Here is a 22,773-nt window from a genome sequence, read left to right as displayed (position 1 = left end):
GCAAAAATCAAAAAAGTCGATTCCATATTGTACTGGGAATCGACTTTTTAATTGCATAGAGTATGTTTTTCGGCTGAACCCCTAACGACAGAATTTCAACGTTTTAATTATTTTCTAAATACAATCAACTAAGTGAAGAAGGTATCTTGTTGTATTTAATTCTATTCCTAATATGTAAAAAGCTAGACGAGTATATGAAACTCAGCATTTGCTTATTTTGCATCTTTTGTCCACTCTGAAACTTTATCTTCATTGTCTTTAATCCATTTTTTTGCTGCCTCTTTAGGATTAGTTCCTTCCATAATATCAAACATGACACTTTCAATATCTTCTGGAGTCCAGTGGAAGCTTTTAAGAACACTATATGCTCCCGGATTATCTTCTTTCAATCCTTTACGTGCAAATGTACCAATATATTCTTCGGCTCCGTAAATACCTTTAGGGTCATCTAAATATTTTAAATCGAAAGCGTTAAATTTCCAGTGTGGAGACCAACCAGTCACTATGATTTCTTCATTTTTCGCAATGGCTTGAGTGAGGGCTGCTGTCATTGCGCCTCCTGATGAGGTAACTACATTCCAACCTTCAAGGTTACTATATTCTTTATAAGCATTTTCTGTAGTTGCTGTCATATTTGCTCCTGGGTCAATGCTAGTTATCGTTTTACCGGCTTCATTTGTTAAATCTTCGATAGAGTTTACATCCATATAACTAGGGACAACTAATCCAATTTTTGCACCTGCAAGGTTTTCACCCAAATCGACTATTTTATCTTTGTACTTCTCAACTTGTGGGGCATGTGTTTGTGGTAACCAGGCTGACACCATACCATCAACCTCTCCTTTCGCAAGAGCTTCCCACATAATTCCATTATCTAGTGGTGTAAGTGTTACATTATATCCTAGATCCTCTAGAACTTGCCCTACTACGTTTGTAGAGGCGATTTCAGTATCCCATTCAACATAGGCTAAGTTTACTTCATTTTTTTCTTTATTTTTCGCGCCTTCACCATCTGAACTACAAGCAGTTAATACTAACAGTAATGCAAAAGCCAATCCTATCTTCACTAAATTACCGAATTGCATAAAATCTCCCTCTCTTTATTAATAGGATGAGAAATATCTAAATATTAACAAGTAACAACTTAAAGTTATCAAAGGGTTGTTACTTTTGTCAAATCGGCTTGTTTCTCAATTTGTAAATCTTAAAGGGAGATTTGAGATAGGACAAGTTAAAAAGTTCATGTTTAAGAGCCGTTGAATCTTTTAATTTAAGGCTGTCGTAAGACTCACTTTAGATTTGAGAAAGGTAAATTCTTTAATGTTTGAGTTGAACAGAAATTAAAAGACTTGAACGGAGATGATTTTTTCCTATGAATACTTCGGCTATTGTACAAACACAGAATCTTACTAAAAAGCATGGATCTATTAATTCAGTAAATAAAGTGGATCTTTGTGTTCAGGAAGGAGAGATTTATGGGTTTTTGGGCCCGAATGGTGCTGGAAAAACAACTACGCTAAAAATGCTGCTCGGACTCATCAAGCCTTCTGAAGGGACAATCAATATATTTGGGGAAAGTTTAAGCAAATGTCGGTCATCCATTTTACAACGTACGGGATCCTTAATCGAATCACCTTCTTATTATGGGCATCTGACAGGACTCGAGAATATGAGGGTCATGCAACGACTAAGAAATGTACCAGATAAAAACATACATGAGGTACTTCGTATCGTACGTCTGGAGAATCAGAAGGACAAAAAAGCTGAACAATATTCTCTAGGAATGAAGCAACGATTAGGTATCGCAATGGCCTTGCTCGCCTTCCCGAAGCTACTTATTCTAGATGAACCAACGAACGGTCTTGATCCCGCAGGCATTGGTGAAATTCGAGAACTCATTAAATCATTGCCAGCACGCTATGGGATAACTGTATTGCTCTCTAGCCATATGCTCTTAGAGATTGACCAAATTGCTACTTCAGTAGGCATTATCTGCGATGGGGATCTACTGTTTCAAGGAAGTATGGAAAGTTTACGAAAAAAAGGTAGAAGCGCAATCAGTCTTAAAACCGGAGACAACACTAAAGCAGAGGAGTTGCTCCTCACGCAAGGCTATAGTTTAACAAAAGGCGGTAGCCGTCTTGAATTCGACAATCTTGCGGACAGAGAGGTTGCAGAAATAAATAGACTACTTGTAGAACATTACATTCCTGTCACTAGGATTGAAGAGCAAAAGAAAAGCTTGGAGGACATTTTCCTGGAGCTGACAGGGAAGGAGCGAAGCTTGTGATTAAAACATTAGGACTAGAATATTACAAAATACGACGTAAAAAAATATGGATCATGATTACATTATTTCTTGGCGTGGAGATGCTGTGGGCATTCATGTCTATTAGCCGATCCATAGCTAAAAATCCGGAACACGCTGTGTGGGAATCTATCATTTTCAATATATCCTCTATGAATGGGCTTTTTCTGCCAATTATTTCTGCCATTGTTGTCTCTCGTATTTGTGATATGGAGCATAAAGGGGCGACTTGGAAATTGCTTGTTGCTACTAATGTGAGACGTGGCAATCTCTACGCAGCGAAGTATATTTGTGCGAATAGTTTGCTCTTATTTGGCATTCTTACACAGGCCGTAATGATGATTATATTCGGATTGATGAAAGGTTTTCCTGGTACACCCCCTATAGAGATTCTACTCCAGTTTATTGTAGTTAACTTGCTGACGACTCTCGCTGTTACGGCTCTTCAGCAGTGGATTTCTTTAGCCATTAAAAACCAAACATTTGCGCTGTGTCTAGGTATGTTAGGGGGCTTCGTCGGGATGACAGCAGGATTATTCCCGGCTGAAGCAAGACATATTTTTATTTGGTCGTATTATTTGGATCTCAGCCCGGTAACTTTTCTTTACACGGAGTCTACAAGTCTCTATATAACACAGTCTGTAGGGGCAGGTATTGTATTGCTTGCACTAGCGATGACTGTTCTATTTTATATTGCCGGAAGCATCCATGTATCTCGGCAGGAAATTTGAGGTGAGAAGATGATGAAACAAAGTATTTCTGCTGAATTGCTCAAGTTGCGACATTCTCGCATTGGTCTTGTACTAATTGTACTTCCCAGCATAAGCCTGATGATTGGATGTGCAAATTTTTATCTTAATCAAGGCATTTTGGAAAATGGATGGTACAGCTTATGGAATCAAATTTGCATATTTTACGGGGAGTTCTTCCTGCCTATTTTGATTGCCATCTGCTGTTCCTTTGTATGTAGAATGGAGCATTTGAACCGAAATTGGAATATGATATTGACCTCTCCTGTATCGATTGCGAGTGTTTTTTTTGCCAAATTGCTTGTAGTTAGCATATTAATTCTGTTCACACAAGCATTTTTTCTAGGGTTGTACTGGTTAGCGGGCACCTTGTTTTCCTTACCTGGTCATTTTCCTGTAGAGACGATTGGTTGGTCCGTTCGTGGTTGGTATGCCACTTTGTCCATTAGTGCTCTACAATTGGCCATATCGTTACGAATTCGTAGCTTTGCAACACCAATCGGTATTTGTCTTTGTGCAGTTTTTATCGGTTTGGGGATGTATACTGCTAATCTAGGTATATTTTTCCCATTTTCACTTCTCACGATTGGTATGAGTGCCTTGAATCAAGATCAGCTGACTGATATACAGAATATTTTATTTTGGGTGGCGAATTTATTTTTCATCATTATTTTTACATCGATATCTATTCGCCGCTTGAAGAAAAAAGATATTGTTTCATCCTAATTGTTTGGAGGAATTTAAAGATGAAAAAAATATTGTTGATATTGGGACTAATCGTTGTGCTTGTGGCATGCTTATTACTGTTCTTTTTTACCCCAGAGAAGTTGACTCCTGAAAATCCTGCTGGAAAGACTATCTATTATGCAGTGATAAACGATTCAGGTGTTCAAGATAATAATAAACGATACGACTATAAGGTGACTGCTTATAGTAAGAAAGGAAAGGAAAAAAAGCTTGAGTTTTCAGCCGGAAAACAATTAAGAAAAGGAGCCTATGTTCTGCTGTATTACACACGTATTCGGGGTGTAACTTATTGGGAAGAAGTCCCTTATGATGAGTTGCCAGTAACGGTTCAACAGAAGTATAAAAAATAACGAAAAGAATAACGGCTGGAAATAGGAAAATACTGATAATCCTCCTATTCATGTATAATAAAAGTCAGGTGATGTAGCGTGGAAAATTTAAAAGATAAAAAAATATTAATTGTAGATGATGAACCAGAAATCAGAAAAATGATTGAAGGTTTTTTGAGAAAAGATGGTTTTTTCCGAATTTATAGTGCAACTGATTGCAGCTCGGCCCTGTCAATCTGCCAAACAGAAAAGCCGGATCTAGCAATTCTTGATGTCATGCTACCTGATGGCGATGGATTCTCACTTTTGTCTTCCATCAGACAATTCTCGGAAATGCCAGTCCTTTTTCTTTCGGCACGGGGCGAGGACGAAGATCGTTTACTTGGACTCGGGCTAGGAGCAGATGATTATATTGTGAAGCCGTTTTTACCACGAGAACTAGTATTACGGCTTACAGCAATTCTGAAAAGGGTTTACTCCTCTCCTATTTCGGAGAAGTTGTCTGTTTTCGCACTCGGAGAACAGACAATTAATCTGGAAAGTGCAGTCGTATACAAGAATCAAAAGGAGCTACCATTGACGGCAAAGGAGCATGCTATTCTTGTGAAATTGTATGAAAATCAGGGGAGAATTGTTACAAGTGATGCCTTATGTCAGGCCGTTTGGGGAGACGACAGTTACGGTTATGAAAATACATTGATGGTACATATTAGGCGAGTTCGTGAAAAAATCGAGATGGACCCATCCAAACCAATTTATCTTCTCACTGTTAGGGGTCTAGGATATAAACTGTTAGTGAAGGAGACAAGATAAGTGGAAGGTGTAAGTCGCATATTACGACGATTTGTTGCTGCCACTATCTTAATCTCAATATTTTTACTTATTTTTAACTTCGCAATGTTATGGGTGCTAGTATTCACAGAAAATAATCAGTCTCCGTCCCCGGAAGAAGTAGTAAAGCTAGTAGTGCAAGGTATAAATAAGCAGGGCGACAACTATCAATTGAACGAGCATACCGCTGAGCTTCTACAAAAAAATAATGCATGGACTATGTTAATCGGTGAAGATGGTCGTGTGCAATGGGGCTATCGTCTACCAAATGATGTTCCGCAATCGTATAGTCTAGTCGAAGTAGCCAAGCTTTCACGTTATTATCTTATGGAATATCCAGTTTATACTTGGGAGCATCAAGATGGTCTTATTGTGGTAGGATATCCAAAGAAAAGCCACTGGAGGTATCAATTTGATTATCTTTCAGAATGGGTAGGGACTCTCCCTTTGAGACTTATACTGTTGCTGATTTCTAACGTAGTACTTGCATTGCTGATATCTATCATAATTGGAACAAGACTTATAAGAAAGGTGCGTCCTCTTGTAGATGGGGTTCATAGTCTTGCTAAGGAAGAAGTGGTTCAGCTGGACTCAAAAGGATTATTTGGTGATTTGGCACAGAGTATTAATTCCACGTCTACTATGCTTCAACATAAAACGGATGCGTTGAAGCTACGCGATGAGGCACGCTCCAACTGGATTGCTGGAATTTCTCATGATATTCGGACGCCGCTCTCCCTAGTTCTCGGCTATGCAAGTGAAATGGAGGAAAATTCAGACTTACCAGAGGAGCAGAGACATCAAGCTGGCATTATCCGGCGTCAAGGCGAGAAGCTACGATCACTTGTAAGTGATCTGAATTTGGTCTCGATGCTTGAGTATGAAATGCAACCTTTACATTTGAAGAACATCCGACTATCAGTTTTGGCGAGACAAGTTGCCACTGATTTTTTTAATAGCGGAATAGATGAGCGCTATTCTATTGATTTAAAACTGGGCGCTGAAGCAGTACAAATCATGGGTGACGAGAAATTGCTATTTAGAGCAATTAACAATCTTATTCAAAACAGTATGCATCACAACTCAGAAGGATGCGAAATCATACTGGAAACCACCGTATCTAAGGAAAGCTCCAAGTATCGATTTATCGTAACGGATAATGGTCAAGGTATCCCGCAAGATCAATTAAAGGATATTACCGAGCTTCCTTATTCACCAAAGAGAAAGGGAACTATCAAGCAAGGGCACGGTTTGGGGCTTCCAATGGTAGCAAGGATTACGAAGGCGCACCATGGTCGCCTAATTCTTGAAAGTGGTGTAGATCAAAGTGGTCTAAAAGTTATTATGGAATTTCCTTTGAATCAACAAAGTGTAGAAAATTAGGAAAAAATAAGAGGCAATTAAAATACTTAAGAGAGATTAAAAGAGGCATTAGTTATAAAAACTAATGTCTTTTTTTTATAGAATAATTTATCTCATATTATCTGTACGTAACCCTTACTGGTTAATGTTGCACTTTATCTTTTGTAGAAGGCTACCGCAAGTAATGGTTAGCAAGTGTTTTGTATTCAATATATCGCTGGACTTAAGGGGAAGGAATAAGCCTTGGTTGAAGTTATGGTGCAGATTTTGATGAAACACAAAATTGCAAGAAAAAAGATTATCAAAATTTGCTCAAAAACTAACAAATTTTGATTTTTTCAATTTTTTAGGTAATGCTATAGTTTCGAATATGAAAATATTGATATTCTTTATTGCTTACTATTGACTATCATACTTGTGATAGTTTTTAACTATCACTGTAATCTATCTACTCACGAACACAGTGATAGTGAGAGGAGAGTTTGGGTGTAAGTGTTACCATTGTAGGATTAAGGATGATCAGAGCGTGTATGGGAGATGTTATTACAAGGTTGAGTGTTATAAAGGTTGGAATCAACTTCAAGTGTTAAGAAAATTGAAGATTCATATGAACTTAACACGCGCACAATTTTCAGCGTTCATATACCGAGCGCTTGATTTACAAGTCTAAACATGCAGGGGGGCAATTTGCTTTTTCAATTTTTAGCTAAGAAAGAGGGGGGAAATATGTATACCACCGCTTGGATTTTACATCTAACCTTGTGAAAGACTAGGCATTGAGAACGATAGAAATTCTATAGGTGGTATGGTTTTAAGATGAAAAATTAGAAATTGAAAATCCCTAAAAGATAGATGTTTTAGATGGATTTATAGGATTATCAAGTTTTGCTAAAAAACGAACAAAAAGTGATTTTGTTTGTTTAAAAATGCCTGTTATAGTGTAAATATCCTTAAAAACTAAGGATTTATTCACAGTTTCTCAAAATGAGTGAATATGATGAAAATAAGATGTAATTGTTGTATAAAAGGGGATTTTCTATTCATTAACATTTGCTTTATTAACAACATTTATTAACCAGAGTAGTTATAAAGTATCGAAAATAATGCTTTTTAATGTTTAGTGTCATAAAAATCGGGAATAGAGATGTATTGATAAGAATTATATAAGCTTATCTAACTTTAAATAAATGGATTATTAGTGTGACACAGTTGGGGTTTACCGGTGGCAGACATTGAGGTGTTTTTATGTATAATTTTTTGGATCGTTTATCTTTACAAAAAGTGAATTTGTTACATCATATTTACAAAGAACGGAGACAATTTTCAAGTTTAGAGTTATCTCAAATGATGGATTTGTCTGAAAGAACAATTTTGAAAATAGTAGATGAGTTGGCAATTGATTTGGAATTTATCACCGAATCTGCTGTTATCCAAAAAGAAGAGCTTAAGTATTTTCAATTAATTTATAAAGATAATTTTTCTATGAAGACTGTAGAAAGATATTATTTACAAAACTCATTAACATATAAGGCTTTTGATGAGATGTTTTACAATAAATTTTTTGATATAAACATGTTTGTTTTGGATAATTTCACTAGCCCTGCATCCGTATATCGACGAATAAAAAAAGTTAAGCCTTTGTTAGATCAATTTCACTTAAAGTATACATCTTATGCGGAAATCAGTCTTGAAGGGACTGAGAAGCAATTACGTTATTTTTATTTCTTGTTTTACTGGAATTCATGTTGGGGAGAGGAATGGCCATTTACTCGAGTTTCAAGAGAAGAAATACTTGAACTAATGGAGGAAGTAGATATAGCCTATTCCGAGCAACTTTTATATTGGCTGGCTATTTGCTTAACACGCGCAAAACTAGGTTGCTTAATTGAATATCATCCAATGTATGCAAACTTTACGAAACATCATCATAACTATGAACAATTATCGAAAAAAATTAAGTATATATTTAGGGAATTTACTGATTTAACAGATGAAGAAATTGAATTAGAAATAATGTTTTCATTCTCTATCATTAGTTGTATGCGACATTATCAGAAGAAAGATAGTGCAGTAAGTTTATTGATGAATTTTGCACAGCACCATAATCAGGAATTGTTTGTACAAGCAACTTTATATTGGATGGAAATATTTATGGAGCATTTTTCAGTTACTTTAGATGTAGAAGAATATGGGGCACTCTTTGTAAACTTACTGCATCTTCATTATTTTATTTTAACCTTTTCTGGTCCAGTTAATTTATTCAAAGACGATCTTTATAAAAAGCGGTTAGAAATGCATGAAAGTGCTCAAATAGAAATTATGAATCAGTTTTACGATCGGTTATTGGAAAATGAGGCCTTCGCTATCGTATTTAAACACAAAGAAATATTAATTGGTCGCTATCATAAATTATTAAAACAAACAATTGATTTTATAAATAGAGATACTATTAAAATAAAAATATATTCAATGATTAATGATGTTCCTTATCTATTCAGTCAAATAAAACGTCTTTTTGTCCATGTTGAGTTATGTTCTGAAGACGAGGAGGCGGAACTAATTATAACAGATCGCTTATACTTAAATATTTACAAAGACTTAGAAGATATATTTGTATGGAATACAGTTCCGCAAAAAGGCGATTATGAAAGGTTATCAATAAGACTACAGGAAATCTATTTTACTAAGTATCAACAGCCAAATAAGCTACTATTGAAAACTTTATTAAGTGAAGTTTAAAGAAATTAATCGATATTTTTGGGGGATTAGTTTTGCTAATGATTAAATAATTGATGGGGTGTCGACCAAATGAATAAAAATATACCAAATGAATTAACGTATTATTTGAAATTGAGTGATGCTGTTGTAATCGTTGATGAAGATCAATTTATTATCGATGTAAATCAACAATATGAAGCGATCACTGGCTATAAAAGAGAATTTCTTATCGGATTATCATTAGAGTGTTTAAAATCGAGTGTAACACCATTTGTTATGTATAAATCGTTAAAGAGAGCATTAAGAGAAAGACAACCATGGTCTGGGACAATGGTGAATGTCAACAAATCATTAGAGCTAAGGTACTCATTTCTAACGATAACTCCAATTGAAATAAAGGGAATTGTTTATTACATTGGAGTAATGCGCTTTGCGGAACAACTATTGATAGAAGAAATGAATCAGAACAAAGTAGACCAAAAGGAGCTATTTAAGTTGTTAGCTTTATCAAGTGAAATGCGCGATGTAAATATAGCAGAACATCTTTTAAATGTGCAAAAGTTATTAGAAGAATTCTTGCTAAGCCTCTTTGAAGATAAAACTTATAAATTATCGTTAGAGTATGTTAGTAAAATTATAGAATATAGCGTATTACATGACATTGGTAAATCAGGAATACCAGAATCTATCCTATATAAAACAGGGCCACTATCAGTCTATGAGAAAAAAATTATAAATATGCATCCTCTTATGGGTGTAGATGTATTGAATAAACTGTCAAATGAAATGAGCAATAAAGTTTTTGATGATATAAAAATAGCTGAAAATATTATTAAATATCATCATGAGAATTGGGATGGAACAGGGTATCCAATAGGTTTAAAAGGAGAAGAAATTCCTTTTGAGGCGAGAGTCTTATCAATAGTAGATGTATATGACGCTTTAATTAGTAATAGGGCTTATAAAAAAGCTTGGACAAAAGAAGAAGCTCTTTCTTATTTAAGAGAACAGAAGGGTATTAAGTTTGACCCTAATTTAGTGGAAGTGTTTATCGAAAAAGTTGCTCATAAAAATAGTATTTATCTATAAGTCCAAAACTATGAGTTATCGGGAAAACTACAATATTCATTTCCATATTTAATCTTTTTTGTTAAAAAGGACTAGTTGAAAGGCTGGGTGACTCCTCGGGGATCAGATTTACTGATTCCCAGGAATGCGTGCAGTCGGAAAAGAAATCAATCCCCAAGTTATGGTGATGAGCTTAAAAAATTATATGAGTATGACGGAGGATTCAAATGAAGTTTTTCAAAAATACATCATTGGTTGGGAAATTCGGAATATTGAACACTGTTATGTTAATTGCAATTGTCATCATAGGTTTTACTGGGGTATATGGTGTTAAAGAAATGAATGATAATGCTAAGCATATTTATGAAGAAAATTTAACATCTGTCTATTTATTAAGCAATATTTCAATTAACCAGCAAAAAATAACGAATTTAAAGTTTCAAATTTTTTATAATTCACAAGATAACGACGAGAAAATCGAATATTACGAAAAAATAGCAGCTTTAGAAGAAGAAAATAGTCGTACTTTTCGAGATTTAAAGAATACAAAAATGAGTAGCGAGGAAAAGAAGCTAAGTAAGAATTTAGAAAAAGTGCTTGAAAGCTATAAAGGTACATTAGAGTCTATCTTTCAACAAGTTATCTCTGATGCGAACATGGAAAATGCTGATGCATTACTAAAACCTCTATTAGAAATAGAAAAGCAAAGAGATGATCTTATGGAACAAATAGAACAAATAAATATTAAAAGTGCTGAAATAAAAAGCGAAGAAAATAATACAGCATATACTAAAACTCTATATAGAAACATCGTTATTATGGCTATTGTTTTAATATTTAATGTAACTGTTTTGATTTATTTAAGCAGATATGTCAAAAAAGCAGTCTCCAATATTCAGGATGTGATAACTGCACTAGAAAATGGTGATTTAACTCGACAATCCCCGGTGATATATTCTGATGACCTTGGAAAAATCACTGAAGGGTTGAACAATTCTATTTCACATATTCAGGAACTTGTTTCTAGTGTTAGTAGCACATCAGCAAAAATGAGTATTTTAAGTGAAGATTTAACTGCCACTATTGAGGAAATTACTGCTTCAATGGATGAATTTGATACAACTACAAAGGATGTTGCTATGGGTAGTACCACATTAAGTGCTACAACCGAACAATTAAACTCGACAGCAAATGAAGTGCTTGATAGTGCGGAAAAATTAAATGAGAAAACAGAATATAGTCTTGATTTTTCACAAAAAGTAAAAGATAGAGCGATTGATATTAAAGAAACAGCTATTCAAGCTTATAGTACAGCTCGTAATCTATACAATGATAAACAAAAGCTAGTTTTAGATGCAATTCAACCCGGGAAAATCGTATCAAAAGTAAAAGTCATGTCAGACACAATAGCAGATATTGCAGATCAAACCAATTTATTAGCATTAAATGCAGCTATTGAAGCTGCAAGAGCAGGGGAGCAGGGTGAAAGTTTTGCTGTTGTAGCTGATGAATTACGGAAACTAGCTGAACAATCATCTGAGACTGTTCAAAAAATACGAACTGTTACTAGTGAAGTTGAAGAAGCATTTACGAATGTGTCTATTAATGCACAAGAGCTATTGCACTTTATTGATCATAAAGTAACACCTGACTATGAGCTTTTCCAAAACAGTGGAATTCAATATGAAGAAGACGCTATGTACTTTAATAAATTAATAACTGAAGTGACAACATTTGTTGGAACGATGAAGTATTCTATGCTAGAAATACAAAAAGCAATTGAAAATGTATCAAATGTTGCTATAGGGTCATCTGATCAGTCAAATGATATTGCGAAGAGTATTTCAGAAACATTACAAGCTATACAGCATTTAGCAGAGTCATCCGTTGAAACTGCAAATATTGCTGAAAATATTTCCAAGTATTTGAATAAGTTCAAGCTATAAGATAACAGTGCCCGCGGGGAAAAGACGAAAAAACGTTAGTAATTTTGAGTCTTCCGCGGGTTTAAGTATGTGAAATAGTCATTGAATCGAGAGCAAACTTAATTTCTCCACGATTAACTCCGTTCAAAACATAGATGAACAAAAATTTTTTCCCTTCATATCCTATGTGAGAATGGATTTTACGTTATTGAGGAGGAAAAGAATGCATTGGATAGCCATCATTCTTATTGGGATAGCTGCCAACTTAGATAATTTAGGGATTGGTCTCGCCTATGGTATTAAGCGAGTGAAAATACCCGTATTATCCAATGCGGTTATAGCTCTAATTTCAATGATCGTCACATACGCTGCAGTAACAGCTGGAAGCGTAGTTATTAATTTTATCTCTCCAGATTTCGCAAACTTAATAGGAAGTCTTTTACTTTGTGCTATTGGGATATGGACTTTATTATCTAGTCGCTTTTCTAAACAAGGAATATTGGGAAATCCCGAAGTATTTGACGAGGATAAAAATTATATAATTTCAATTCGAGAAGCAATGACGCTCGGTTTTGTCTTATCTGCCAACTGTTTAGCTGGAGGAATAGCACTCGGAGCCAATGGTATTTCTGCGATCTGGACAGTTATTTCTATCGGTATTTTTTCGTTTATAACAGTAGGTGCTGGCGTTCATTTTGGAGCATTGCTTACCAAGACTTTTATCGGAAAACACTCAACTGCTATTTCAGGGTGGTTACTTATTCTAATAGCGATCATTGAAATAGTTTCTTAAATACCCCTGGTACGAAAGTCTCCAACCTATCGTCACAATCTTCGAAAACAATTGGTATCAACGATTTAAAAAAATTTAAAAATAACTTGACGTAAGTAAATTATTAATATATATTAAGTTACAGAAAGTAATCAATTACTTTTCGTAACTAATGTTAACTAGGATGTACAAAAGAAGTAACTACGAATGTTTGACCCTTAAAATATGGGGAACATAATTTATGTAGTTGCTTCATATTATAAAATATATCTCGAAATCGAGATAAAATCAACTTCATTGGAGGAATTTATAATGGCAAAATGGAACATTGATTTAGGACACTCAGCAATTAACTTTCAAGTAAAACACATGATGGTTTCAAAAGTAAAAGGTGTATTCGATACTTATTCAGCAGACATTGAAGCGGCAGATCTTGCAGATTTAACAACAGCAAACATTAGCTTTACAATTGATCCAGCTAGCATTAATACACGTAGTGAAGATCGCGATAATCACTTAAAAGCAGCAGATTTCTTCGATGCTGAAAAATATCCGGCAATTACATTTAAGTCAACAAACATTGCAAAAAAATCAGGTGATGAATATGCAATTACAGGTGATTTAACAATTAAAGACGTAACGAAATCAGTAACATTTGATACTGAATTTAATGGTAAAGGTACGAATCCTTGGGGCCAAGAAGTTTATGGCTTTGAATCTACAACATCAATCAATCGTGAAGATTTTGGCTTAACTTGGAATGCTGCATTGGAAACTGGCGGTGTTCTAGTTGGGAAAGACATCAAAATTACAGTTGAACTGGAAGTAAACCCAGCTTAATTTTTTTAAAAGTGCTCGATTTATATCGGGCACTGAAAAAGTCTATATCTTCTCACATTGCGAGGTATTCAACGATTTAATCGTTGAATACCTCGCTTTTTTCATTTGGCACTGTGACTCTACTGTTGTTTTCCGAAGCATTCCGCTCGCTTTCCGCGGGCGAGCGCCGAGCCTCCTCCTACGCTTCGTTGCTGTCGCTACGCTTTCGCACAGAAAACATCCGCTTCGTGCGGGGTCTCGTCTGTCTCGCTTTCCCGCAGGAGTCGAGCGATGCTTCTCCAAACAACGCAATGTATTATTTTAGTTACGCTTTCTTTTATAATAAAAGAATTAATGTGCAGGTGGTGCCCCCAATGATTTCAAATTAAGAAACCCTTAATTTAAGTCCATATATAGCAATCTACGATATTGTTGTGCCAAAAGATAATATACTTCGCCAAATCAATGAACTTGTTGATTTTTCATTCATTTTAGAAGAGTTAAAAACAATATATTGTTTAGACAATGGACGTAAAGTTTTTCAGTGCCCTCATTTATATTGGGCACTTTTTTTACAAATAAAAAAACGCTGCCCCAAAAACACAACAAATAAGTTATTTGCATAATTTTAGTAATTACTGCATATAAAACATCATATTGTTTTTGGGGGCGATGGGATGAATGTATTAGTGACAGGCGGCTATGGTTTTATTGGTAGTGCAGTGGCGAGGCGTTTTTTTAAAGAGGGTGCAAATGTTTATATTATTGATAATTTAAGTACCGGTCATTTACGCAATGTCGACTTTGAGCATAAATCTTATCTTTTGAATGTAGAAGATGAAGTTTGTGAGCATCTCTTTAAAGAAAAATCATTTGATGTAGTAATCCATTGTGCAGCGCAAACGAGTGTTCAAAAATCGGTGCAAGAGCCAGTGAAAGATGTTTTAACTAATATTGTAGGGCTTAGTCAGATGCTCTTCTTATCGTCAAAATATAAGGTGAAGCATTTCGTTTTTGCCTCGTCAGCAGCTGTTTATGGAGATAGTCACTATCCTCCATTAGAAGAAACAGATGTTAGTGAACCGATTTCGATGTATGGATTAAACAAGAGTATTGGTGAGACATACTGTGAAAAATGGCAAAGGGATTATCGTTTACCAACATTAATTTACAGGTTTGCTAATGTATTCGGTCCAAGGCAATGTATGCGGGGGGAAGCTGCGGTAATTCCTAGCATGCTAAGAAGCAGTATTGAAGGAAAGCCATTTACGATATATGGAGATGGAGAGCAAACAAGAGATTTCATATATGTAGATGACATTGCAGATGCTATTTATGCTGGTGTACAGGCTAGATTACAAGGCATTTATAACGTATCAACAAATGAGGCATGGTCGATTCATCAAGTCATTTTATTATTACAGCATTTAAATCATCCTATAGAAATTCAATATGCCCCTGCTAGAGAAGGGGATATTGAACATTCATTTTTAAATAATGAAAAGTTGGCGAAAGCAATAGGATGGAGACCAAAAACTACTTTTGCGGAAGGCATAGAGCGTACATTGCAAGCATTACAAAATGAAAAGATAGTGGAGATTTAATTTAATTGTAAAAATATGTACATGTTATCAAAGTGTACATATATCATTTAGCGTCACAGATGAGACCCTGGAGCGTAGCGGAAATTAACCCCCATTATTGTGATGAATTCATTATACTTTGAAGAGTTATATGAACAAAATCTCATTTTATCGGAACAATTTCAGTTTTTATCAACTATGGGCGACTCCTTGGGAATTTGAACTGCCCCTAGGAAAGCGCACAGTCGGAACGGATCAAAGTAGCACTTAAATGTAATATTTGACGATTTTCCCTACTAAAAGGGGAATTATGTTTACCGTTCAATGTGTAATCTTCTATACACTAAGCTTCCTTGTTAGATTATACACTTACCTGTGTAAAACCTCTTGAAAGTCTCATACTTCCAAGAGGTTTTACATCTTACGAATTTTTATCCTTAAGCTGCGTGATTTTCGAACTTTGAATTTGTTGAATATATTGTTCAAGATCATAAATCCGTCGCTTAAAATTTAAATTCTCTGTTGTTAGATTTGCGTTTTCAGTCAGTAGAGATTTTTTATCTTCTTTAAGTTGTTTATTTTCAGCTCTTAGCTTTTCAATTCTTTCAGCTTGTAATGTACCATTTTGTCTTTTAGAGCGCGTAGGAGGACTAACAGGAGCTTTTAAATCACTTTGTAATGATATTGCTTCCTCAACCATTGCTTTTAAATCTGGACGATTATAAAGTGTTTTGCGAGATATTTCAGCTTCTTTAGCTACACTTGCTAATGAAATAGGCTTATCAGCCTTTTTAAGTACCTTTAAAGCTTCCTCAACCTTCATCGTAGATTTTGCTCTATTAAATTCAGGTAACGACATCTTTTTATCCTCAGTCACTTTTATTGGCCTCTTTCATTGCAATTTTTAGCTGTAAGTCACTAATGTACTTAATCAGCTTTCCTTGTTGGTAGTGTAGTTTTGTTGAATAGACGCTATCGGCAGGAGAGTCACTTAACTCTTTTTCCACTTTTTCTAACCGTTTTTCATACACCGGTAGGTGGTCAGCTGAAGCTATAAATTCGTTACACCCTAAACATACGCCATCTTGCGCACAAGGTTCGCCCCGCATTGGATGATGTAAACATAATCCGTGTGGTAGGAGTTCAATTTTCAATGCTTTACGCATTTTTTCGACTTGTTCGACTGTCTTGCCTTTAAACGGGTTTTCATCGCCTTCAATTGATTCTAAGACAATTCGGTTTGTTGATGAAATTGGTGTTTCGCCAGTTAAAATCTTTTCAATCACTTTTTGCTTCTTACCTTTTGTGTGGTCATAAGTTTCCGTCATAATAATTGATTCGTGATTTAACATTTCTGCTACGTCGTGAAGCCTCATACCATCTTTTAAAGCGTATGTCGCAAAAATATGGCGGAAATAATGTGATGTTAATTTTAAATGGTTTTCTTTTTCATCTCGAATGTTATATTTCTCAATAAACTTCTTTAAATTGTTTCGCGTCCAATTGTTGTGATCAGCTAAACAGACTGGCTTATCTTTGGTTATCGGGTCATAGTGTCTTGATTTATATAGAAATAAATATGGCATTCCAGAAGCATCCCTTAAGGGCTTTGAATACTCTTCTAGCTTTCGAACCGCATTTACGACCAATTCATTGGCTGGTCTAGTGACTTCAGTTTTATCTTTTTTGGTTTTTCTCGTTGTATAGACGATTTGGTATTCACCATTGATTACTTTCAAACAGCCAAATTTAATTGTTAAACATTCACTTAATCTGAATCCTAATTGTGTCATAAGAATAATACTCAGCGCTGTTAAGTAATCCCTTGTTTTAAGATACTTGTATGTCGCTAAATTATCAGACTCAAACTCATCGTGATTCTGCGATATGTGTTCATTAGCTGTGTTGATAAGCAAATCAACTATTTCACTTTTAGGTAAAACTTTTTTTGTTGCACCAAATTTTGTGTCGTCTTTAATTTGTTTGTTTTGAATAATCAATTCATCATACAAACGTTCAATACCTACGGTATCTACAACGGTGTCCCAACTACGCATAGAACCTCTAAGTAAAAGTTCCTTCATTACTTGACCTATCTTCTTTTTCGATACACCCGATAAGGGTAAATCTACCGTGAAATCAAGGTACAATTTAAACTCATTCGCAGTGAAATCTTTAAACGACTGTATATGCTCGTTTTGATTTAAAAAAGTAGGTAAGTGAGCGAATCCAGCTAACTTTCTCTTAACGGAATTAAAAGAACAAAGAGTTAACTCGCTTAAAATGTAATGTTTAATAACTTTTTGAATTCTAGGGTAGGGGGCAAACTCACTAAAATTAAGTCTTAATTTCCCGCCTTTAAGATGTTCAAAGTCTTTTGCTATTACATCTTTGAAGTCCCAAATATCGTCGGAAAATGTGCCACTTCCAATTCTGAAATCATCTTCTGTGCTATTTTTAATTGGTCCTTGCTTAGTAATCAGAAGTTTTAATTCAGCCAACAATCTCACCACCTTCCAAAGCCTTCAAACGACTTATAATCGTTTCTAAAGCTTTTTCCGTTTGGTTTAAGATGTGCTCATTACCAAAAAGGTCTTCTGCCATATATTTTTCTTTATCAGCTCTTATACGTTTTAAATGGTCTTCGTGAACAGCCAAATACTCCGGTGTTGTAATGAATTTTCGGCAAAACAGACAAGCATTAGGTTTTTTACAATTAGGAACTTCTTTTTCAAGAGGTTTCCCACAAGCCCCATCTGGTAGTTGAATAACCAATTTTGTTTGTTGATTTAAATTTTCTCCAGAAGAGTCCTTCAAATCTTCGATGGATTCCTTGATTAATCCTATAAAACCTAATTTCTTATATTCAGCCGTTAATTTATCGTTTCGGACTTTAGCGTATAACCTCGTTGAATGCATTGATTCGTGACCAAGATACTGCATTACTTCGAAAGGGGACATCTCATTGTTCAACAACTCTGTTCCCAATGTGTGTCTAAAACTATGGAAAGTAATTGCTGGATCTAATTGGTGCATTGAAAGCCAAATATCAAGCTTACTTCGGGCATCCGATTGACCTAATTGAGCTACGTCTCTTCCACTTAAGTAAGAAAACAAAGATTCTGCTAACTCGCTTAACCCGCGTTTCTCTTGTTCATTTAGTAAATACTGAACAGCAGCTTTAACTTTATTGTTAACGGGTATATAACGTTCAGTTAAATTCTTTGGACTTATAACTTCTAAAAGATTTTTCCCTAGAATATCCGGTTGAAGACAGTCCTTTTTAAGAACTAAAGCTTCTGAAATCCTAATGCCTGTATGCCTTATTATCGCAACTAACGGCGGTAATAAATAACCTATTCGGTCGTTACTTCGAGTAGGGAAGCCCTGATTTTTAAAAGGGAGTTTGAGTACATTATCAATTTTCTCAAGCTCGTCATCATCAATAACCATTGTTTTAAGAGTATCTTGTGTTTGTAACAATCTAAATTCAGTTCCATCAAAAACTGTGTGCCTTGGGAAACCTGGAGTTTTAAAAAATACACCATAATCTAAAATGTTTTTAATGGCTGCTACACATACAGCTCTCGTACTTGCTGCCTTACCACTATCTAATAAATAGAATACAAATAGCTCAGCTAGTTCGTAATCAAAATCCTCAAATGTTTTAATTTCAACCTTTGTTTCTTCAAGAAAGTTGAAAAAATGCTTTAGAAAATAGTTATAGCGGTGTTGTGTTGAAACAGCCTTATTACCGATAGTAAGGGTTTTATAAGTAATCTCCTTTATTGTGTCTCGAAAATACCCATCGGGTATGAACTCAAAGGAGAAATTAAATTTTTTACCTGAACTATCAATTGACCAGTAATCAGTTTTGATATCAATTAAATAGTTGACCATCTTACTCTTGCCCCCTTTGCGCTAAAAATCTTTCATAGGACAGCGAGAGGGTTTTTACAGAAGGTTTAGCATATTTAGCTGATGTTTCAATGCTGCCGTGGCCTAATCTTTCTTTAATAACATTAATATCGACGCCCATATCCTGTAGTTCGGATGCGTGAGTATGTCGCAGTGTATGCGCGGTTAACTTTACGCCTTTGATATCTACAGCGGCATCTAAATCACTAAAGAAATTAATTATGGTTTGTCTTGTAATAGGTTCCCCTAAGTTGTTAGTCGAATGTGAAACGAAGATATATTCAACACCTGTTTTGTTAGGTCTGTGATATAGAATGTAATCATCAATCTCTTGTAACAATTCATCAGATACAGGCACTGTACGTTCGCCTGTCTTCAATTGCCTATCTTCTAGTTCATTGTCCCGTTCAATAAGATATAAGTTTCCGACCTTTTTATCCGGATCTGGATAATCAAAGTCATCCATTCTTAAATGCAACAGTTCAGATGTTCTAAAACCTGTTTCGTATAAGAGTTTAAAGATTAATTTATTTCTAATTAATAAATCTTCATTACCACCATATAAAGAGCTAATCGCCTCGTAGTACCTAGAAGCACTATCATCGTATAGTCTTTTCTTGTCGGTTTTTTTAGGGTTCTTTTTCTTGTAATAACTTTGGAAATTACCCCATTTAGGCGCTATATGCTTTAAGAATCCGTATCTTCTATTGTTGTTACTATCTACCGTTACAACAGGGGACTCTTCAATATATCCACCAATAGCTTCTAGGTGTCTATAAAAAGAACTAAGTGTTGCTAAATAACGGTTCCAAGTAGCAGGAGATATTTTATTATTCTTCCTAGTATCTAGATACTCTAAAAAACCAAGCAATTCTGATGGCTGAACATTATAGAACTTTAAGCCTTCTTTTTCTAACCAAATATAATAAAGTTTCAAATCATCCAAATAGCTTTTAATTGTATTTGGTGATAAGCCTTTTTTCTCTAACGTATTCGTAAAATCTAAAACCTCTGGAAGTATCCTCATATTGGAATTAACCAATACGTATGAGGTTAGTGTTCTTTCTATTTTCAAAAAAAGCGCCCCTTTATGAAACGAGTGATGGTTACACACCTATAAAAAGTAAGTATACCACCAAACCATTGATACATAAAGGTTTGCAAAAAGATTACACACACTGAGTTAACAGTGTACATAATCTTTCTTTATTCGCTTTCTTAGTAGATCTATATTACACACCTTAAAAACTACATAAACTGCGGTATAACAGTGGTTACACAGATTACACACTTTTGGTTATTATGCACTTTTCAGAAGGGGAAATCGTCTTTTCTATTTTCGATTACTTAATCATTCTTCAGCAAATAATTGTGCATAAATAGGTGCTTTTTTACGAATATAGTATAATTTCTTTTAAAGGAATGTTGCGGAGTTAAACGGGGGGATTACAAATGCTGGTAGATTTCAGAGTGAAAAATTGCTTAAGTTATAAAGATGAAACGCTATTTTCAATGGTGGCGGGAAGCCGAATTCGAAAATTAAAGGACACACATACGATGAAATTTGACTCGTTTTACCTTGTAAAAAGTGCTTTTATTTTCGGACCAAATGGAAGTGGAAAATCGAATTTATTCACTGCTATTAAAATTTTACGTTCTTTATTGTTTAACTTTGAAAATCTTAATAATGTTAAACAACTACGATTGCCCTACCAACCGTTTAAGCTAGGGGCTCGGCAAGAACAACCGACAGAATTTATGATTTCGTTATTATTAGATGGGGTGCTGTACGATTATGAGGTACAGTATAATGCATCGCAGGTTCTTTATGAAGGTCTAACTAAAACGACAAAATCTATGAAAGAGCAACTCTTTAATAGACAATGGGATGGGACAGAATATTTGTATGAAACTGCCCAAAGCACAGCGCTAGAATTGACAAAATATACGCGTAATAATACAGCTTTCTTATCAGTATTAAATGTCTTTAATGACCCAGATGCTACGAAAATATTTGATTGGTTTTTACATAAAATACTGTTTTTAGATGAAGCAAATCGGTTATCAAGTCATCCGCTTATTCGTAAACTTGAAGAGGAGCCCTTTAAAAAAGAGGTTATAAAGTTACTAAAGATTGCAGACTTTTCTATTCAAGATGTGACGGCAAGACGCGTTGAGCGAAGAGAGAAAAATACTATTGGCTATGATTTTGACACTCCGGAGGTTATTCAAGAGGTAGATATCGATTTGCACTATTTATCGTTCGATGAAGCAGGTGCGCCGATCGGGACAGAAACGATCAATTGGACGATGGATTCAAAGGGGACAGTCCGTATGCTACATTTAGCATGTGTCATGGTCGATGCATACAATAAAGGGAAGACGATTTTTATAGATGAATTTGATACAGCATTTCATGTGTCCATCTGCGAATTTTTAATGGCCATTATGAACAGCAAGCGTAACGTTACGAATCAATTTGTTGTTACAAGTCATGCAATTGATTTATTAGATCAGCCACTACGTTCCGATCAAATATGGTTTGTAAATAAAAGCTTTAAAAATGAATCCGAGCTGTACTCCTTATTTGATTTTGCGGATTTACAGAAGAAACGTGGGGATATTTCCTATGCCAAGCGTTACTTAAAAGGAGAATTTGGGGCTACACCGGTTATTAATGAATATTTATCAGATCAATATTTAACTTCTTTCAGCGAAAGTCTCCCACCTCTTTAGGTGTGATGAATGCGGTTTTAACTTCTTTCAGCGGGAATCCAAACACCCGCTGAAATAGAGGAACTCAGTCTAAGAACGCCACGTCCTGTGGCAATTTATCTGTGCGAAAGCGAAGCGACAACAGCCATTATGCAGAGATATATTTGATAGGAAGTGGGGGTGTTTGAGCAGTGAGAGTGCGTCAACAAGGGAATCGAACACTGCGTAAAACAGTTTTAATTTATTGTGAAGGTGAAACCGAACGCATTTATTTTGAGCAAATGCGTATTTTAAAGCGCTCAAAAATGGTAAGCGTCAAAATAAAAAACGTCAAGCGTTCAGCTATTAAGCTAGCTCAGCATGCCTATCGAGATTCAAGCTACCAATATTTTGATGAAGTTTGGATTGTTTTTGATAAGGATGATTTAACTGAAAAGCAATTAGAGGAAGTTAATGACTTTTGTGAGGAGAATAATATTCATATTGCCTATTCAAATGAAGCATTCGAATTATGGCTATTGTTGCATTTTGAAGAAGTCGATCTATCTGAAAAGTATCCTCGTGCTGTATTAAATGACAAGATGGAGCAGCATCTTGGGGTAACACGTTATTTTCGTCATAAAGCGGATGAGTCAGTTATTGCACCTATCGCACTTCGACATGAGGTCGCTATTAAAAATTGCACAGATATGATGGCACTTCGTAAGACGGAAAGCCGTGACAATCCTTATTGCAACATACATGAAATGATACAATACATATTTTAACTTCTTTCAGCAAAATAACAATTATTAAAAGTACGACATATATTAAGTTGATCGGAGTGGACCTTTTTCAATGCGACGATTACTAAAATTTATTTATCTTCCACTCAAGAATATAGATAAATAAATTTTTTGTATTGGGGAATAAATAACCTTAAAAGCCAT

Annotated in this window: 19 protein-coding genes and 1 pseudogene; 15 read left to right on the top strand and 5 right to left on the bottom strand. The window is 35.1% G+C overall.

Going from position 1 to position 22,773, the window contains the following annotated elements; translation table 11 throughout:
- Nucleotides 1-212: 212 nt before the first annotated feature.
- The gene (locus JNUCC51_RS07760; protein ID WP_337991515.1) at nucleotides 213-1,085 is read right to left on the bottom strand and encodes a glycine betaine ABC transporter substrate-binding protein; all 873 of its coding nucleotides are present in this window, start codon (nucleotides 1,083-1,085) and stop codon (nucleotides 213-215) included.
- 287 nt (nucleotides 1,086-1,372) lie between these two features.
- Between JNUCC51_RS07760 and JNUCC51_RS07755 the strand changes: the two genes are divergently transcribed.
- The 13 genes and pseudogenes from JNUCC51_RS07755 (at nucleotide 1,373) to JNUCC51_RS07700 (ending at nucleotide 15,232) form a co-directional block, all read left to right on the top strand.
- The gene (locus JNUCC51_RS07755) at nucleotides 1,373-2,290 is read left to right on the top strand and encodes an ABC transporter ATP-binding protein (protein WP_337991514.1); all 918 of its coding nucleotides are present in this window, start codon (nucleotides 1,373-1,375) and stop codon (nucleotides 2,288-2,290) included.
- Complete coding sequence (locus JNUCC51_RS07750; RefSeq protein WP_337991513.1) at nucleotides 2,287-3,039, top strand: ABC transporter permease; 753 nt, start codon at nucleotides 2,287-2,289, stop codon at nucleotides 3,037-3,039. The genes JNUCC51_RS07755 and JNUCC51_RS07750 overlap by 4 nt, the downstream gene beginning before the upstream one ends.
- A gap of 12 nt (nucleotides 3,040-3,051) precedes the next feature.
- Entirely contained in the window at nucleotides 3,052-3,783 is a 732-nt protein-coding gene (locus JNUCC51_RS07745; RefSeq protein WP_337991512.1) for an ABC transporter permease, read from the top strand.
- A gap of 20 nt (nucleotides 3,784-3,803) precedes the next feature.
- Nucleotides 3,804-4,154 (top strand): YxeA family protein, encoded by a 351-nt coding sequence (locus JNUCC51_RS07740; protein WP_337991511.1) that lies wholly within the window; start codon nucleotides 3,804-3,806, stop codon nucleotides 4,152-4,154.
- A gap of 78 nt (nucleotides 4,155-4,232) precedes the next feature.
- Entirely contained in the window at nucleotides 4,233-4,946 is a 714-nt protein-coding gene (locus JNUCC51_RS07735) for a response regulator transcription factor (protein ID WP_337991510.1), read from the top strand.
- On the top strand, nucleotides 4,947-6,347 hold the full coding sequence (locus JNUCC51_RS07730) for a sensor histidine kinase (protein ID WP_337991509.1): 1,401 nt from the start codon (nucleotides 4,947-4,949) through the stop codon (nucleotides 6,345-6,347).
- Nucleotides 6,348-7,571: 1,224 nt separating this feature from the next.
- Nucleotides 7,572-9,065 (top strand): helix-turn-helix domain-containing protein, encoded by a 1,494-nt coding sequence (locus tag JNUCC51_RS07725; protein ID WP_337991508.1) that lies wholly within the window; start codon nucleotides 7,572-7,574, stop codon nucleotides 9,063-9,065.
- A 69-nt stretch (nucleotides 9,066-9,134) separates the two neighbouring features.
- Nucleotides 9,135-10,133 carry an HD domain-containing phosphohydrolase gene (locus JNUCC51_RS07720; RefSeq protein ID WP_337991507.1) on the top strand — a complete coding sequence of 333 codons (999 nt, stop codon included), beginning with the start codon at nucleotides 9,135-9,137 and terminating at the stop codon, nucleotides 10,131-10,133.
- Nucleotides 10,134-10,339: 206 nt separating this feature from the next.
- The gene (locus JNUCC51_RS07715; protein WP_337991506.1) at nucleotides 10,340-12,058 is read left to right on the top strand and encodes a methyl-accepting chemotaxis protein; all 1,719 of its coding nucleotides are present in this window, start codon (nucleotides 10,340-10,342) and stop codon (nucleotides 12,056-12,058) included.
- Nucleotides 12,059-12,260: 202 nt separating this feature from the next.
- Nucleotides 12,261-12,830 carry a manganese efflux pump gene (locus JNUCC51_RS07710; protein ID WP_049668186.1) on the top strand — a complete coding sequence of 190 codons (570 nt, stop codon included), beginning with the start codon at nucleotides 12,261-12,263 and terminating at the stop codon, nucleotides 12,828-12,830.
- 291 nt (nucleotides 12,831-13,121) lie between these two features.
- Nucleotides 13,122-13,649: a YceI family protein gene (locus JNUCC51_RS07705; RefSeq protein ID WP_100545270.1), complete on the top strand. Its 528-nt coding sequence runs from the start codon at nucleotides 13,122-13,124 to the stop codon at nucleotides 13,647-13,649.
- A 392-nt stretch (nucleotides 13,650-14,041) separates the two neighbouring features.
- Nucleotides 14,042-14,206 (top strand): annotated as a pseudogene (locus JNUCC51_RS24770) (transposase); the annotation flags it as partial.
- Nucleotides 14,207-14,305: 99 nt separating this feature from the next.
- Nucleotides 14,306-15,232: an NAD-dependent epimerase/dehydratase family protein gene (locus tag JNUCC51_RS07700; protein ID WP_337991505.1), complete on the top strand. Its 927-nt coding sequence runs from the start codon at nucleotides 14,306-14,308 to the stop codon at nucleotides 15,230-15,232.
- 400 nt (nucleotides 15,233-15,632) lie between these two features.
- Here the strand turns inward: JNUCC51_RS07700 and JNUCC51_RS07695 are convergent, their stop codons facing one another.
- The 4 genes from JNUCC51_RS07695 to JNUCC51_RS07680 are packed head-to-tail and all read right to left on the bottom strand — an operon-like array spanning nucleotide 15,633 to nucleotide 20,204.
- On the bottom strand, nucleotides 15,633-16,088 hold the full coding sequence (locus tag JNUCC51_RS07695) for a DUF6262 family protein (protein ID WP_337991504.1): 456 nt from the start codon (nucleotides 16,086-16,088) through the stop codon (nucleotides 15,633-15,635).
- A complete protein-coding gene (locus JNUCC51_RS07690; protein WP_337991503.1) occupies nucleotides 16,081-17,712 on the bottom strand; it encodes a site-specific integrase in 1,632 nt (543 codons plus the stop codon). Before JNUCC51_RS07690 ends, JNUCC51_RS07695 begins: the two co-directional genes overlap by 8 nt.
- Nucleotides 17,705-19,111: a tyrosine-type recombinase/integrase gene (locus JNUCC51_RS07685; RefSeq protein WP_337991502.1), complete on the bottom strand. Its 1,407-nt coding sequence runs from the start codon at nucleotides 19,109-19,111 to the stop codon at nucleotides 17,705-17,707. Before JNUCC51_RS07685 ends, JNUCC51_RS07690 begins: the two co-directional genes overlap by 8 nt.
- Nucleotide 19,112: 1 nt before the next feature.
- The gene (locus JNUCC51_RS07680) at nucleotides 19,113-20,204 is read right to left on the bottom strand and encodes a tyrosine-type recombinase/integrase (protein WP_337991501.1); all 1,092 of its coding nucleotides are present in this window, start codon (nucleotides 20,202-20,204) and stop codon (nucleotides 19,113-19,115) included.
- A gap of 377 nt (nucleotides 20,205-20,581) precedes the next feature.
- Between JNUCC51_RS07680 and JNUCC51_RS07675 the strand changes: the two genes are divergently transcribed.
- Together JNUCC51_RS07675 and JNUCC51_RS07670 are read left to right on the top strand one after the other, a co-directional pair.
- On the top strand, nucleotides 20,582-21,865 hold the full coding sequence (locus JNUCC51_RS07675; protein WP_337991500.1) for an AAA family ATPase: 1,284 nt from the start codon (nucleotides 20,582-20,584) through the stop codon (nucleotides 21,863-21,865).
- Nucleotides 21,866-22,035: 170 nt separating this feature from the next.
- On the top strand, nucleotides 22,036-22,611 hold the full coding sequence (locus JNUCC51_RS07670) for an RloB family protein (protein WP_049668198.1): 576 nt from the start codon (nucleotides 22,036-22,038) through the stop codon (nucleotides 22,609-22,611).
- The last annotated feature ends 162 nt before the right edge of the window (nucleotides 22,612-22,773 follow it).

Source organism: Lysinibacillus sp. JNUCC 51 (genome assembly GCF_015999525.1).
GTDB classification, from domain to species: Bacteria; Bacillota; Bacilli; order Bacillales_A; family Planococcaceae; genus Lysinibacillus; species Lysinibacillus xylanilyticus.
The sequence above is the reverse complement of the archived record's forward strand: the minus strand, read 5'-3'. Positions and strand labels throughout refer to the sequence as shown.

Coding starts and splice junctions, on each gene's coding strand:
- JNUCC51_RS07760 (WP_337991515.1), bottom strand. CDS start 1,085: ATGCAATTCGGTAATTTAGTGAAGATAGGATTGGCTTTTGCATTACTG.
- JNUCC51_RS07755 (WP_337991514.1), top strand. CDS start 1,373: ATGAATACTTCGGCTATTGTACAAACACAGAATCTTACTAAAAAGCAT.
- JNUCC51_RS07745 (WP_337991512.1), top strand. CDS start 3,052: ATGAAACAAAGTATTTCTGCTGAATTGCTCAAGTTGCGACATTCTCGC.
- JNUCC51_RS07740 (WP_337991511.1), top strand. CDS start 3,804: ATGAAAAAAATATTGTTGATATTGGGACTAATCGTTGTGCTTGTGGCA.
- JNUCC51_RS07725 (WP_337991508.1), top strand. CDS start 7,572: ATGTATAATTTTTTGGATCGTTTATCTTTACAAAAAGTGAATTTGTTA.
- JNUCC51_RS07720 (WP_337991507.1), top strand. CDS start 9,135: ATGAATAAAAATATACCAAATGAATTAACGTATTATTTGAAATTGAGT.
- JNUCC51_RS07715 (WP_337991506.1), top strand. CDS start 10,340: ATGAAGTTTTTCAAAAATACATCATTGGTTGGGAAATTCGGAATATTG.
- JNUCC51_RS07710 (WP_049668186.1), top strand. CDS start 12,261: ATGCATTGGATAGCCATCATTCTTATTGGGATAGCTGCCAACTTAGAT.
- JNUCC51_RS07705 (WP_100545270.1), top strand. CDS start 13,122: ATGGCAAAATGGAACATTGATTTAGGACACTCAGCAATTAACTTTCAA.
- JNUCC51_RS07700 (WP_337991505.1), top strand. CDS start 14,306: ATGAATGTATTAGTGACAGGCGGCTATGGTTTTATTGGTAGTGCAGTG.
- JNUCC51_RS07685 (WP_337991502.1), bottom strand. CDS start 19,111: ATGGTCAACTATTTAATTGATATCAAAACTGATTACTGGTCAATTGAT.
- JNUCC51_RS07675 (WP_337991500.1), top strand. CDS start 20,582: ATGCTGGTAGATTTCAGAGTGAAAAATTGCTTAAGTTATAAAGATGAA.